This window comes from Streptomyces sp. SID13726 (assembly GCF_010548375.1).
GTDB lineage: Bacteria > Actinomycetota > Actinomycetes > Streptomycetales > Streptomycetaceae > Streptomyces.
The window spans coordinates 290,749-303,992 of sequence record NZ_JAAGLY010000009.1 but is presented as its reverse complement, the minus strand read 5'-3'; the positions used below and the strand labels follow the sequence as shown (position 1 = coordinate 303,992).

Annotated in this window: 13 protein-coding genes; 4 read left to right on the top strand and 9 right to left on the bottom strand. The window is 71.9% G+C overall.

The window, feature by feature from the left end; all coding sequences use genetic code 11:
• Positions 1-16: 16 nt before the first annotated feature.
• From G3I78_RS25310 to G3I78_RS25300, 3 genes are read right to left on the bottom strand one after another with little or no spacing between them, the layout of a single operon-like run.
• Positions 17-457, bottom strand: a complete 441-nt coding sequence (locus G3I78_RS25310) for a GNAT family N-acetyltransferase (protein WP_164428407.1) — start codon at positions 455-457, stop codon at positions 17-19.
• Positions 458-474: 17 nt separating this feature from the next.
• Complete coding sequence (locus G3I78_RS25305) at positions 475-642, bottom strand: hypothetical protein (protein WP_164428405.1); 168 nt, start codon at positions 640-642, stop codon at positions 475-477.
• Positions 643-668: 26 nt separating this feature from the next.
• Positions 669-2,099, bottom strand: a complete 1,431-nt coding sequence (locus G3I78_RS25300; protein ID WP_164428403.1) for a PLP-dependent aminotransferase family protein — start codon at positions 2,097-2,099, stop codon at positions 669-671.
• Here G3I78_RS25300 and G3I78_RS25295 point away from each other — a divergent pair.
• Together G3I78_RS25295 and G3I78_RS25290 are read left to right on the top strand one after the other, a co-directional pair.
• A complete protein-coding gene (locus G3I78_RS25295) occupies positions 2,098-3,009 on the top strand; it encodes a DMT family transporter (protein WP_164428401.1) in 912 nt (303 codons plus the stop codon). The genes G3I78_RS25300 and G3I78_RS25295 overlap by 2 nt on opposite strands.
• Positions 3,010-3,154: 145 nt before the next feature.
• Positions 3,155-3,355, top strand: coding sequence for a DUF1918 domain-containing protein (locus tag G3I78_RS25290; protein ID WP_053848921.1), 201 nt, complete (start codon positions 3,155-3,157; stop codon positions 3,353-3,355).
• Between the two features lies 1 nt (position 3,356).
• Here G3I78_RS25290 and G3I78_RS25285 read toward each other — a convergent pair whose 3' ends face one another.
• Positions 3,357-4,583 carry a family 10 glycosylhydrolase gene (locus tag G3I78_RS25285; protein ID WP_164428399.1) on the bottom strand — a complete coding sequence of 409 codons (1,227 nt, stop codon included), beginning with the start codon at positions 4,581-4,583 and terminating at the stop codon, positions 3,357-3,359.
• 182 nt (positions 4,584-4,765) lie between these two features.
• On the opposite strand from G3I78_RS25285, the gene G3I78_RS25280 reads away from it, so the two are divergent.
• Entirely contained in the window at positions 4,766-5,641 is an 876-nt protein-coding gene (locus G3I78_RS25280; protein WP_164428397.1) for a 3-hydroxybutyryl-CoA dehydrogenase, read from the top strand.
• Positions 5,642-5,851: 210 nt separating this feature from the next.
• Positions 5,852-6,109, top strand: coding sequence for a hypothetical protein (locus G3I78_RS25275; protein ID WP_164428395.1), 258 nt, complete (start codon positions 5,852-5,854; stop codon positions 6,107-6,109).
• A gap of 26 nt (positions 6,110-6,135) precedes the next feature.
• Here the strand turns inward: G3I78_RS25275 and G3I78_RS25270 are convergent, their stop codons facing one another.
• From G3I78_RS25270 to pheS, 5 genes are all read right to left on the bottom strand, one after another.
• Positions 6,136-6,681 (bottom strand): NUDIX hydrolase, encoded by a 546-nt coding sequence (locus tag G3I78_RS25270; RefSeq protein ID WP_164428393.1) that lies wholly within the window; start codon positions 6,679-6,681, stop codon positions 6,136-6,138.
• A 75-nt stretch (positions 6,682-6,756) separates the two neighbouring features.
• Positions 6,757-8,097, bottom strand: a complete 1,341-nt coding sequence (locus tag G3I78_RS25265) for a transcriptional regulator (protein ID WP_164428391.1) — start codon at positions 8,095-8,097, stop codon at positions 6,757-6,759.
• A 202-nt stretch (positions 8,098-8,299) separates the two neighbouring features.
• Positions 8,300-9,346, bottom strand: coding sequence for a PP2C family protein-serine/threonine phosphatase (locus tag G3I78_RS25260; RefSeq protein WP_164428389.1), 1,047 nt, complete (start codon positions 9,344-9,346; stop codon positions 8,300-8,302).
• Between the two features lie 176 nt (positions 9,347-9,522).
• The gene (gene pheT, locus G3I78_RS25255; RefSeq protein ID WP_164428387.1) at positions 9,523-12,021 is read right to left on the bottom strand and encodes a phenylalanine--tRNA ligase subunit beta; all 2,499 of its coding nucleotides are present in this window, start codon (positions 12,019-12,021) and stop codon (positions 9,523-9,525) included.
• Positions 12,021-13,142 (bottom strand): phenylalanine--tRNA ligase subunit alpha, encoded by a 1,122-nt coding sequence (gene pheS / locus G3I78_RS25250; RefSeq protein WP_164428385.1) that lies wholly within the window; start codon positions 13,140-13,142, stop codon positions 12,021-12,023. The genes pheT and pheS overlap by 1 nt, the downstream gene beginning before the upstream one ends.
• Positions 13,143-13,244: the final 102 nt, after the last annotated feature.

Here is a 13,244-nt window from a genome sequence, read left to right as displayed (position 1 = left end):
CAGGGTGCGCGCGGACTCACTGCCCGAAGAGGAGCGCCATCCACTGGTCCGGCTTCGCCAGCGGCGCGAACCCGAGCTTCTCGTAGACCCCGTGGGCGTCGTGGGTGGCGAGCAGGATGCGCCTGACGTCGTAGGGCCGCAGGTGCTCGCGCACGGCCCCGACCAACGCGGTGCCGATGCCCTCGCCCCGTGCGGAGGGGTCCACGTACACGTCGCACAGCCACGCGAAGCTCGCCAGGTCGGTGATCACCCGGGCGTAGGCCACCTGGTCCCCCGAATCCAGCGCGTACACGCCGAAGTTGAGCGACCCGGCGATCGCCCGGTCCTGCTTCTCCCGCGACCGCCCCGTCGCCCAGTAGGCGTCGGTGGACAGCCACCGATGCACCCGCTCGACGTCGAGGCGGTCGGGGTCGGTGGAGATCTCGTAGCCCTCGGCGAGGGGCGGGGTGTCGGTCATGGCGAGACGTTCGCAGGTCACGGGAGGCGGAGTCGAGCGGTTTTCGCGGCGGGCGGAGGGCGTTGCAGGCGGCGGGCCGAGGGCGGCGGGCGTTGCCGGTGGCGGGCGGCGGGTGCCTCGGACGTGACCGGGACGACGGCGACGGCGACGGCGACGGCGACGGCGACGGCGACGGCGAACGGCACGTGGCTCCAAGAGCGGCACGGCGCGGTCAGAGCACCTCCGCGCAGGCCGTGCGGAGCCGTCGTACGCCCTCCTGGATCTCCTGCGGGCCCGCCACCGCCGCGAAGCTCAACCGCAGGTGCCCCGCCGGGGGTTCGGCGCTGAAGTAGGGGCGGCCCGGGGTGATCGCGACGCCCGCGCGGAGGGCCGCCGAGGTGAGGGCGGACTCGGTGCCGTCGGGGAGGCGGAGCCAGAGGTGGTAGCCGCCCGAGGGGATGTGCGGGAGGGAGAGTTCGGGCAGGGCGAGGCGCAGGGCCGTCGTCATGGTGTCGCGGCGGGTCTTCAACTCCGCGGAGACGGTGCGGAGATGGCGGGGCCAGGCCGGGGAGCCGACGAGTTCCAGGGCGGCCTCCTGGAGGGGGCGGGGGACGAAGAAGGTGTCGACGATCTGGATCGCACGCAGCCGTTCGAGGACCGGACCCCGGGCGGCCAGGGCGCTCACCCGGAAGCTGGGCGAGGTCGCCTTGGTCAGTGAACTCACGTGGACGACAACCCCGTCGGGGTCGTCGGCGGCCAGCGGACGCGGCAGCGGGCCGGAGTCCTCGTGCACGAGCCGGCGTACGAAATCGTCCTCGACGACGAACGCGCCGGCCTCGCGGGCGATCCGCAGCACCTCGCCCCGGCGCTCCGGGGCGAGCACCGCGCCGGTGGGGTTCTGGAACAGCGGCTGGCAGACGAACACCCGGGCACCGGTCGCCCGGAACGCGTCCGCGAGCAGGTCCGGCCGCACCCCGTCCGGGTCCACCGGGACGGGGACCGGCCGCAGTCCCGCCGAGCGGGCGATGGCCAGCATGCCCGGGTAGGTGGGGGATTCGACGAGCACGGGGGCGCCCGGCGGCGCCAGGGCCCGCAGCGCCGTCGTGAGCGCCGACTGGCCGCCCGCCGTGATCAGCACCTCCGCCGCGGTGACCGCGCCGCCGATGGTGCGCGCGAACCACTCGCGCAGTTCCGGCAGCCCTTCGGTGGGCGGGCGTCCCCACGCCCCGGGGCGGCGGCCTGCGCGGGCCAGGGCCGCGGACATCGCGCGCTCCGGCTGGAGGGAGGTGTGCAGATAGCCGCCGTTGAACTCGATCACCCCGGGCGGCGGGGCGGCCAGCGAGACCAGGACTCCGGAGGCGTCCACCGAGCGCGGTACGAGGTCGGCGGCGCCGTCCGCGCTCAGCGCGACCTCCTGCCAGGAGGTGTCCCCGGCCGGCGCGGTGGCGGTGCGCGGCCTCGCGCGGAAGGCGCCGGCGCCGGGCCGGGTGACCACCAGTCCCTCGGCGGCGAGCTGGGCGAGGGCTCGGGAGACGGTGACCGGGCTGACCCGGAACCGGTCGACGAGGGCCCGGCTCGACGGGAGCTTTCCACCCGGAGAGTAGCGGTCCAGCTCCCGCCGGAGCTGTTCCGCCAGTTCACTCACACTGCTACGCTCTTGCATGAAAGTAGAGAGTAGCGCTACCGCGCCGACCGGGATAGCGGTCATCACCCCCACCAGGTCCCTGGGCACCCTGCAGGCCGCGCTGGGCGTCGCCGCCTTCTCCCTGACGTTCCCCGCCACCGCGTGGGGGCTGGAGGGCTTCGGGCCCTGGTCGCTCGTCGCCGTGCGCAGTGTCCTCGCGGCGATCGTCGCGGGCGGGTGTCTGCTCGCGCTACGCGTTGCGCCGCCGGGGCGCCGTGACCGGGCGGGGCTCGCGGTCGTCGCCGCCGGTGTCGTCGTCGGCTTCCCGATGCTGACCACGCTCGCCCTCCAGACCTCGACCACCGCGCACGCCGCCGTCGTGGTCGGGCTGCTCCCCCTGACGACCGCGCTGCTGTCCGCCCTGCGCATGGGCACCCGCCCCTCGCGCACCTTCTGGACGGCGGCCCTCGCGGGCGCGGCCGCGGTGGTGGCCTTCACCGTGCAGCAGAGCGGCGGCGCCCTGACCACCGCCGACCTGTATCTGTTCGCCGCGCTGCTGGTGTGCGCGGCCGGTTACACCGAGGGCGGGCGGCTGGCCCGGGTGATGCCCGGCTGGCAGGTCATCGCGTGGGCGCTGGTGCTGTGCCTGCCGCTCAGCGTGCCCGCGGCGGCGATCGCGCTGTCGTACGAACCCGTGCACCTGACCGCGCACAGCGTCGCCGGGCTGCTGTGGGTGGCGGTGGGCTCGCAGTTCCTCGGCCTGGTCGTCTGGTACCGGGGCATGGCGGCGATCGGCATCCCCAAGGCCAGCCAGTTGCAGCTGGCCCAGCCGCTGCTCACACTGGTGTGGTCGGTGCTCCTGCTCGGCGAGCACCTGACGGTGGCCGCCCCGCTGACGGCCGCGGCGGTGCTCGTGTGCATCGCGGTCACCCAGCGGGCAAGGGGCTGAGCGGTGCGGGTTCCCACCCGTGGGTTCGGGTTCCCACCCACGGGCACGGGTTCCCACCCCTCGGTACGGGTTCCCACCCCGCCCCCACGCCGTAAAATCGGGGCCACGGACCGCTGCTCCCGCACTTGGTGAGGAGGCACCGCAGATGCGTGCAACCGTGGGCGACCAGCTTGTGCAGCACGGCAGGGTGGTCGGACAGCAGGACAAGGTCGGTGAGATCGTCGAAGTGATGGGTCAGGAGGGCAACCCCCCGTACCGCGTCCGCTTCGAGGACGGGCACGAGGGTGTGTGCTCACCCGGCCCCGACACCGAGATCCGGCACCGGTTCCAGCAGACCGGCCGGTGACTCAGCGCGGCGGCAGCGCCGGCTCCTGATAGTGGTCGGCGACCACCCGCGCCATCGCCCCGATCGGGTCCGACGCCAACTCCCGCGCGGCGAAGAAGACATGCCCGCCCACCTGTGGGTGGCGGCGTGCGAGCGTGAGGTGCCGGGACAGCTCCGCGGGGTCCTGCCAGGCCGCGGGCTGTGCCGGGTCCCCGGCCTTGTAGAGGGCCTCGCCCAGGTACAGCCGCGTCCTGCTCCCCTGCGCCTGCTTCGCCCACCACGGCACGAGCTTGGCGTAGTCGGCGGCGGCGAAGCCGATGTTCCAGTAGAGCTGCGGCACGAGGTAGTCGATCCAGCCCTCGCGCACCCACTTGCGGGTGTCCGCGAAGTTGTCGTCGTACGACTGCACACCCGCGCGCGTGTCCGAGCCGAGCGGGTCGGTGGCGGCGTTGCGCCACACCCCGAAGGGGCTGACACCGAACCGCGCGGCAGGACGGACCCGCCGCACGCCGGCCGCGGTCTCCCGGACCAGCTGGTCGATGTTGTCCCGCCGCCAGTCGGCGCGGTTGGGGAAGGCGCCGCCGTGCCGGTCGTAGGCCGCGTCGTCGTCGAAGGTCTGGCCGGCCACCGGGTAGGGGTAGAAGTAGTCGTCGAAGTGGACGCCGTCCACGGGGTACTTGCGCACCGCGTCGAGGATCGCGGCCTCGACGAAGGCGCGGACCTCGGGCATTCCGGGGTTGTAGTAGAGCTTCCCGCCGTACGGCACCACCCAGTCCGGGTGCCTGCGGGCGGGGTGGGAGGCGACCAGCTTCGTCGGGTCCGCGTGGTTGGCGACGCGGTACGGGTTGAACCAGGCGTGCAGCTCCAGGCCCCGCTTGTGGGCCTCGGTGACGGCGGTGCCCAGCGGGTCCCAGCCGGGGTTCTTGCCCTGGGTGCCGGTGAGGTACTGCGACCAGGGCTCGTACGGCGAGGGCCACAGGGCGTCGGCGGTGGGCCGTACCTGGAAGAACACCGTGTTCAGACGGTCCGCCGCCGCCCGGTCGAGGTGGCCGATCAGCTCCGCGCGCTGCTGTGCGGCGGTCAGCCCCGGCCTGGAGGGCCAGTCGCGGTTGGACACGGTCGCCAGCCACACCCCCCGCATCTCGGTGGTCGTCCGCCTCGGATGCCGCGGCTCGGCTGCCGCGCCCGAAGCGGTGGTCAGGGTCGACAGCGCGGCCAGCGCGAAGACCCGGCGCGACAGACGTCCCATGTGCACACTCCCCCAACACCATGGATCCGCTCGGTCACGGATCGTCTCCGCGCCCCAGGATGCCCGACGGATGCCCCACCCCGACGATCGATCATCGATACTTGGGAGTAACGTGCACGAACGGAGCAGGGGCCGTACAACGGCGAACCTGCCACGAGGCGAAGACCAGCGAAAGGGACGAAGTGACGGACTTCCCGGCGGGAGACATCGCACGCGTCGGAGTGGTGGGCTGCGGCCAGATGGGGGCGGGCATCGCCGAGGTGTGCGCCCGCGCCGGTCTGGACGTGAGGGTCGCCGAGACCACCGGCGAGGCCCTGGAGATCGGCCGCACCCGGCTGTTCAACTCCCTGACCAAGGCCGCCGAACGCGGCAAGATCAGCGCGGACGAGCTGGCGGCCACGCAGGCCCGGCTCTCCTTCACCACCGACCTCGGCGAGTTCGCCGACCGCGACCTCGTCATCGAGGCCGTGGTCGAGAGCGAGCAGGTGAAGACCGAGATCTTCCAGGTGCTCGACCAGGTGGTGACCCGCCCGGACGCGATCCTGGCCTCCAACACCTCCTCCATCCCGCTGGTGAAGCTGGCGGTCGCCACCTCGCGGCCCGACCAGGTCGTCGGCGTCCACTTCTTCAACCCGGCCCCGGTGCAGAAGCTCGTCGAGCTGATCCCGGCGCTCACCACCTCCGAGGGCACGCTGGCCCGCGCGCAGGCCTTCGCCGAGAAGCTGCTGGGCAAGCACGCGATCCGCGCCCAGGACCGCTCCGGGTTCGTGGTCAACGCGCTGCTGATCCCGTATCTCCTCTCCGCGATCCGGATGTTCGAGTCGGGCATCGCGAGCCGTGAGGACATCGACAACGGCATGGAGCTCGGCTGCGCCCACCCGATGGGCCCGCTGAAGCTGTCGGACCTGATCGGCCTGGACACGGTCGCCTCGGTCGCGTTCTCGATGTACGAGGAGTACAAGGAGCCGCTGTACGCCGCTCCCCCGCTGCTCCAGCGCATGGTCGACGCGGGCCGGCTGGGCCGGAAGTCCGGCTCGGGCTTCTACAGCTACGGCTGACCTGCACAGTGTCCGTTCCAGTGTGCTGATTACACAGTGCGACGACCACGGGCCCGGCGCTTTTCGGAGTGCCGGGCCCGTCGTATTCACACACCGTGTGCGCGCCGGGCCCGCATATGCCCGTCGCACACTCTCCCCACGCGCCCACCAGGCGAGTTGACTCTTCATGCGCATGCAAGGGATGTGACGACTACGGAAAGGAGCGGACTCGTGACCGCCGACCCGGAGCATCCCGTGGTCCATGGAGAACTCGCAGAGTTACGACGCCGCCTCGATGTCGCGTACGCACGTGTCGAGGGCGGACTGGCCCTGCTCAGTCATCGTACGGAGGAGACGGACAAGGAGATCGACGACCTGAGCGCGCGGATCATCGCCCTGGAGCACGCCCGCTGGCCGCTCCCCGCGGTCGCGGCGATCACCGCCGTGGGCGCGCTCATCGTGGCGATCTGGCAGGCCCTGGGGCACTGAGGCTCCGGGACAGAGCGGGTGGGGGATCAGGGCAAGGTGTCCTGACCGAGCCTCAGATGGTGCAACAGCAGTAACGCGGCCGCCATGTTGGCGGCCGGGACCTCCCCACGGGCGACCATGTCGGGAACGAGCTTCAGGGGGACCCATTCCCGGCGGTCGGACTCGAAGTCGTCCACGGGGTGCCCGATGTACTCGCCCTCGTCGGCCCAGTAGATGTGGTGCACGGCGTCGGTGAGCCCGTTGGAGGGCTCCACGCTCATCAGGTGCTGGAGCGGCCCCGGCCGCCAGCCGGTCTCTTCCTCAAGCTCCCTGGCGGCCGCGAAGGCGATGTCCTCGCCGTCCTCGACCACCCCGGCGGCCAGCTCCCAGCCCCAGCTGTCGGTGATGAAGCGGTGGCGCCACAGCAGCAGGACCTCGTTGGCCTCGTTCACCACCGTGGCGACGGCGACGGGCCGCAGCCGGATCAGGAAGTGGTCGAGATGCCGGCCGTCCGGCAGCTCGACATCGGCGAGATTGACGCTGAACCAGCGGTTTTCATACACAGTTTGTTCGTTCTGTTTCGTCCACTGCACGGTTCTGCCACCTTCCGTCGAGTAAGTGGCAATATCGCAGCAGGGACTGTGGAGTGTCGGCGGGCGCGTGCCGTCCTACAGCGGCACGCGCAGTGCGCCGTCGATCAGTTCGGCTGCCTCGGCCGTGCCCGCGCAGCCGCTCCGGACCAGGTGTTCGCGTACCGCTCTGAGTCTGTCGCGCAGGCGCTGGGACTCCATTCCCCGGGCCTGTTCCGCCATCTGCACGGCGGTGGCCACCGCTTTGTCCGCGTTGCCCTGGCGCAGTTCGATGGTGCTGAGCATCGCCAGCCGGTGCACCCGGCCCCGGTCGTGGGCCGGATTGTCGACGGCGGCTGCGGCGTGCGCCGCGGCGGCCGCGAGTTCGCCGAGGCTGAGAAGCGCCTCCGCCACCTGGACGTTGACGAGGCCCGGCTGGACATAGCCGGTCTCGTCGGGCTCGTATCCGCGCCGGATGCGTTCGGCGGCCTGCTCGGCCCGCCGGATGCAGGACAGCGCGGTCGTGCCGTCGCCGAGGTGGGCGTACGCCTTGGCCTGCATCGCGTAGAGGTCGCAGGCGAGCGCCGGGGTGATGTGCTTGCCCGCCGCCCGCAGCGCGGCCTCGGCGAAAGCGACGGCCTGGCGGTACTCCCGCATGAACAGCGACTGGTTGACCAGCAGCGCTATGACGTACGCGCCGAGCCCCCGGTCCCCGCTGGCCTTGGCGAGCCGCAGTGCCTGGTGGAAGTAGCGCTGCGCGAGGCCGTGCGCGTCGGAGTCGTAGGCGCAGATCCCGGCGACCGCGACCAACCCGCCGGTGGCCCGGTGCAGTTGACGGCCCGTCTCGTCGGTGTAGCTGCCGCGCAGCAGCGGGGCGGCCTCGGCGTTGAGGAAGCCGACGATCCGGGTGCGGGTCGCGATGCCGCCGGCCTTGCGGTACATCTGCTCGTAGTGGGTGCGCGCCGCGCGCAGCATCTCGATGTCGGCCGAGGTGACCCGGTGCCGTCCGCCGCGGGACACGTCGACGTCCTCGGGCGGGTTCTCCCACTCCCACACCGGCATGACGGCCGGGGTGCCGGTGACCGCGGGGGCGCCCAGGATGTGCGGGCGTTGCTGTTCGTCCGAGCGCCACAGCGCGGTGGCCCGCTCGACGAAACCGGACAGGGAGGTGCCGTGCGGGGCGGAGGGCTCGCCGGGGACCCCGAGGCCGATGTCGTCGAGGGTGACGGGGCGTTGGAGGCGGCCGGCGAGCACCTCGCAGATCAGGTCGGGCACTTGGCCGCGCGGTCGCTGGCCCTTCAACCACCGTGCCACGGCGGTGTGTTCGTACCTGAGCGCGAGACCGCGTGCCCTCCCGGCCTGGTTCACATGTGCGGCAAGCCCCGCGTGCGAGATCCCGGCTTCGTCGAGGATCGCGTCGAGCAGAGTGTTGGGCTGCATAGATGCCCCCCGGGTGGCTCGGTGCCGTCAGATTAGTGGGTCCGCCTTCACACGGGGTGTGAACGGAGTGCTCGAATCCGCAGCGTGTGCGCACTGTTGCGGAGAGTTCCCTCCCCGGTTGACTGAAATGCCTCGCAAGAGGCCGGCCGGGCCGCCGGCTCCCCCTCGTACAGTGCGGTGGCCTGGCCGGCGGTTGAACCGGTCAGAGGTGCGTGGTCGGCTGCGGGTATGTCGTGGCTGGTCGCGCGGTTCCCCGCGCCCCTTGGGTGGGCTGTCGTTGGCGGTCGTTTCTCAGGACCAGTAAAGCCACGTCGTCCTTCGGGGTACCGCCCGCGTGGTCCAGAAGCGCCGTGAAGACCCCGCCCAGCACAGCTTGAGGAGCAGCCCCCTCAGCACCACCCAGCGCTTCACGTAGGGAGAAGAACCGGCCGAGCGCGTCTCTCGCGTCCTCCGCGCCGTCCGTGTGCAGGACCAGGCTTTCGCCCGGCAGCAGGTGACCGCACTCCAGGACCGGCAGCGCGCACGGGAGCGGGAAGAGGCCGAGCGGCGGTAACGGGTCCGTGCAGGAGAGTGGCTCGACCACTGAGCCACTGAGCAAGTACGGCCACGGATGACCGCAGTTGAGGGCGCGCAGCTCGCCGTCCCGGCCGATCTCCATGAGCAGCACGGTGACGAAGTCCTCGGCGACCGTGCCGTCCCGGTCGGCGCGGTCCCGTAAGTGGCGGGCGAGCGCGCGGTCCAGTCTGCGCAGTACGCCCCCGAGTTCGGGTTCGTCGTGGACGGCCTCGCGGAAGCTGCCGAGGACCGCGGCGGCCGTGCCGATGGCGGCGAGACCGTGGCCCCTGACGTCCCCCATGACGACCCGCACGCCGTGTTCGGTGGCGACCGCCTCGTACAGGTCACCGCCGATCGTGGCGCCCCGGTCGGCCGACAACTGGGCCGCGGCGACGGTGAGTCCGTCGATCCGCGGGGGCAGCGGCCGTAGCAGCACGCTCTGGGCGGCCCCCGCGACCTGGCGGGCCTGCCGCAGCTCACGCAGCAGCGCCCGCCGGACATGGACGATCAGCCCGGTACCGACCGCGAAGAACACGGCGCTGGTGACGACCCGCGCCCCGAGTCCGTCCTGCTGGGCCAGCGGACAGGTCAGCTTGTACGTGACCGCGACAGCCCCCCACATGGTGGGCAGCCCCATCGAGAGCACACGCCGCAACGCCCCCGCCCGGGGAACCGCAGCCTTGAAGCGCATCATGCCGATGGCCCCCCAACTAGGCCCTGCACACGCAATCGGACCGACCTCGAAAGGCCGGTCCGATTCTGTCGAGCGCATGGGCCGAAAGGACCAGATCACCAGAAGAACTCACCCTATCGAGTGAGGTGACCAGATATGGGGGGTGCCGGGGCGCCGCCCTGCACGCCCCAGGGCGGCTAGGCCCTCAGCACCGCCCCGGTCCGCTCCCCCGCAAGGGCAACCGCCGCATCCCGAGCCGCGGAAGCCTCGTCCACGGTCAGCGTCCGGTCACCGGCCCTGAACCGAAGCGCGTACGCCAGCGACTTCCGCCCGTCCCCCAGCTGCTCGGCGTTCTCATACACGTCGAACAGCCGGATCCCCTCAAGCAGTTCACCCGCACCCTCACGCAGCGCGGCCTCGACCTCGGTGGCCGGCACGAACTTGTCCACGACCAGGGCGACATCCTGCGTGGCCACCGGGAACGTGGAGATGCTCGGCGCCTGCGGGGTGTCGTCACCGGCCGCCTCCAGGGCGTCCAGGTCCAGCTCCATCGCCGAGGTCCGGGCGGGCAGCCCGAACGCCTTCACGACCCGCGGGTGCAGCTCGCCGGCGTGTCCCACGACGGTGTCCCCGACCACGAACTCGGCACAGCGCCCCGGGTGCCACGGCCCGTACTGACCGCCCCGCACGACCAGTTCGACCCCGGCCTCGCGGGCGACGACCCGGGCCGCCTCGACCGCGTCGGCCCAGTCCGCCGGACGGCCCTTGCCCCACCAGCCGGCCTGCTCCCGCGCACCGGCGAGCACGACGGCCACATGGCGCGGCTGGTCCGGCAGCGCGGCGTCCAGCTCGGCGATCTCCTCGTCCGTGGGGCGCCGGTCGACCGGCAGCACCGAGGCGACCCGCTGCTCCGCGCGGGGCAGGAAGACCAGCCCCGTCTCGAACAGCGCGAGATCGTGCGTGCCCCGCCCGTCGTTGCGCCGCAGCGCGCCGAACAGGCCCGGCAGCAGCGACGTGCGGAGCGCGGGCTCCTCGTCGCTCAGCGGGTTGGTGAGCTTCACGACCCGGCGCTTCGGGTCGTCCGCGTCGAGCAGCAGCTGGTCGAAGACCTGCTCGCCGACGAACGGGTAGTTCGGCGCCTCGACGTACCCGGCACCGGCCAGCACCCGGCCCACCCGGCGGTGCAGCCGCTGGCGCTGGGTGAGGCCGCGGCCCGCGGGGGGCTTGGGCAGCGTGGAGGGCAGGTTCTCGTAGCCCTCCAGGCGGATGACCTCTTCGGCCAGGTCGTTGATCTCCTGGAGGTCGGGACGCCAGGACGGCACGGTGACGATCAGCTCGTCCTGCCCGTACACGTCGCAGCCGACCTCCTGGAGCCGCCGTACGACGGTCTCGCGGCCGTAGGAGACACCCGCGACCTTGTCCGGGTGGTCCGCCGGGACGGCGATGGTGTGCGGGGCCGACGGGGCGACGACCTCGGTGACACCGGCCTCCGCGGTACCGCCCGCGAGCAGGACCAGCAGGTCGACCGTGCGCTGTGCGGCAGCGGCGGCGGCCTGCGGGTCGACACCGCGCTCGAAGCGCCGGGACGCCTCGGAGGAGAGCTTGTGGCGACGGGCCGTACGCGCGATGGCGACCGCGTCGAAGTGCGCGGCCTCGATGACGACGTCGGTGGTGCCCTCACCCTCGACGTGGTCGGCGATCTCGGTGTTGGCGCCGCCCATGACGCCGGCGAGGCCGATCGGCCCGCGGTCGTCCACGATGACCAGGTCCTCGGCGTGCAGCTTGCGCTCGGCGCCGTCGAGGGTCTTGATCTGCTCGCCCTCGGTGGCCCGGCGGACGCCGATGGTGCCCTGGACCAGGGAGCGGTCGTAGGCGTGCAGCGGCTGGCCCAGCTCCATCATCACGTAGTTGGTGACGTCGACGGCGAGCGAGATCGGGCGCATGCCGACCTTCTGGAGCCGGCGCTGGAGCCAGATCGGCGAGCGGGCCTCGGGGCTGAGGCCGGTCACCGTGCGCGCGGTGAAGCGGTCGCAGCCGAGCGGGTCGGAGACCTGGACCGGGTAGCCGTAGGCGTTCGGGCCAGGTACGTCGAGCAGCGCGGGGTCGCTGAGCGGGAGGCCGTAGGCGATGGCGGCCTCGCGGGCCACGCCCCGGATGGACAGGCAGTCGCCGCGGTTGGCGGTGACGGCGATGTCCAGGACCTCGTCGACCAGTTCCAGCAGCTCGATGGCGTCCTTGCCGACCTCGGTCTCCGGGGGCAGCACGATGATGCCGTGGCTGCCGTCGTCACCCATGCCCAGCTCGTCGCCGGAGCAGATCATGCCGTGGGAGGTCTTGCCGTACGTCTTGCGCGCGGAGATCGAGAACCCGCCGGGCAGGGTGGCACCCGGGAGGACGACGACGACCTTGTCGCCGACGGCGAAGTTCCGGGCGCCGCAGACGATCTCCTGGGGCTCGCCGGTGCCGTTGGCCTGGCCGACGTCGACGGTGCAGAAGCGGATCGGCTTCTTGAACTCCGTCAGTTCCTCGATGGTCAGGACCTGGCCGACGACCAGGGGGCCCTTGAGGTCGGCGCCGAGGTGCTCGACGGTCTCGACCTCAAGGCCCGCGGAAACGAGCTTGGCCTGGACGTCACGGCCGGTTTCGGTCGCCGGCAGGTCGACGTACTCCCGCAGCCAAGAAAGCGGGACCCGCATCAGATCTCCATCCCGAACGGCCGGGTGAACCGGACGTCACCCTCGACCATGTCTCGCATGTCCTCGACGTTGTGGCGGAACATCAGCATCCGCTCGATGCCGAACCCGAAGGCGAAGCCGCTGTACTTCTCCGGGTCCACGCCACAGGCGGTGAGCACCTTGGGGTTGACCATCCCGCAGCCGCCCAGCTCGATCCAGCCCTCGGAGGAGCAGGTGCGGCAGGGGCGGTCGGGGTTGCCGACGGACTCGCCGCGGCAGACGTAGCAGACCATGTCCATCTCGGCGGACGGCTCGGTGAAGGGGAAGAAGTTCGGCCGCAGCCGGGTCTTCATGCCCTCGCCGAACAGCGCCTGGACCATGTGGTCCAGGGTGCCCTTGAGGTCGGCCATGGTCAGACCCTCGTCGACGGCCAGCAGCTCGACCTGGCGGAAGACCGGGGTGTGCGTGGCGTCCAGCTCGTCGGTGCGGTAGACGACACCGGGGCAGATCACGTACACCGGCAGCTCGCGGGAGAGCAGCGAGCGGATCTGCACGGGCGAGGTGTGGGTGCGCAGCACGACTCCGGACTCGGTGCCGCCCTGGGGGCCCTGCACGAAGAAGGTGTCGGCCTCGCCGCGGGCCGGGTGGTCCGGGCCGATGTTGAGCGCGTCGAAGTTGAACCACTCGGCCTCGACCTGCGGGCCCTCGGCGACCTCGTAGCCCATGGCCACGAAGACGTCCTCGATGCGCTCGGAGAGGGTGGTGAGCGGGTGGCGGGCGCCGGCCGGTACCCGGTCGTAGGGCAGTGTGACGTCCACCGCCTCCTCGACCAGCACGCGCTGGTCGCGCTCGGCCTCCAGCTCGGTCTGGCGTCCGGCGAGGGCCTTGTTCACCGCGCCCCGGGCCTGGCCGACGAGCTTGCCCGCGGCGGCCTTGGCCTGCGGGGGCAGGGCGCCGATCTCGCGGTTGGCGAGGGCCAGCGGGGAGGTGCCGCCGGTGTGGGCGACCTTGGCCTCCTGGAGCGCGTCGAGGGAGCTCGCTGCGGCGAAGGCGGCGAGCGCCTCGTCCCGCATGCGCTCGATCTCTTCCGGTTTCAGGGCCTCGACCTCTACTGGGTCGTACGACTTGTTCGGTGCCGACATCTCTTCCCGTGCTTCCGATTGGCTGGCTGAAGGTCCCCGTCACCGACTCGCTGGAGGGCCGTCCATGGGACACGAAGGTGCCAAAGGCCGAGTCTAACGGGG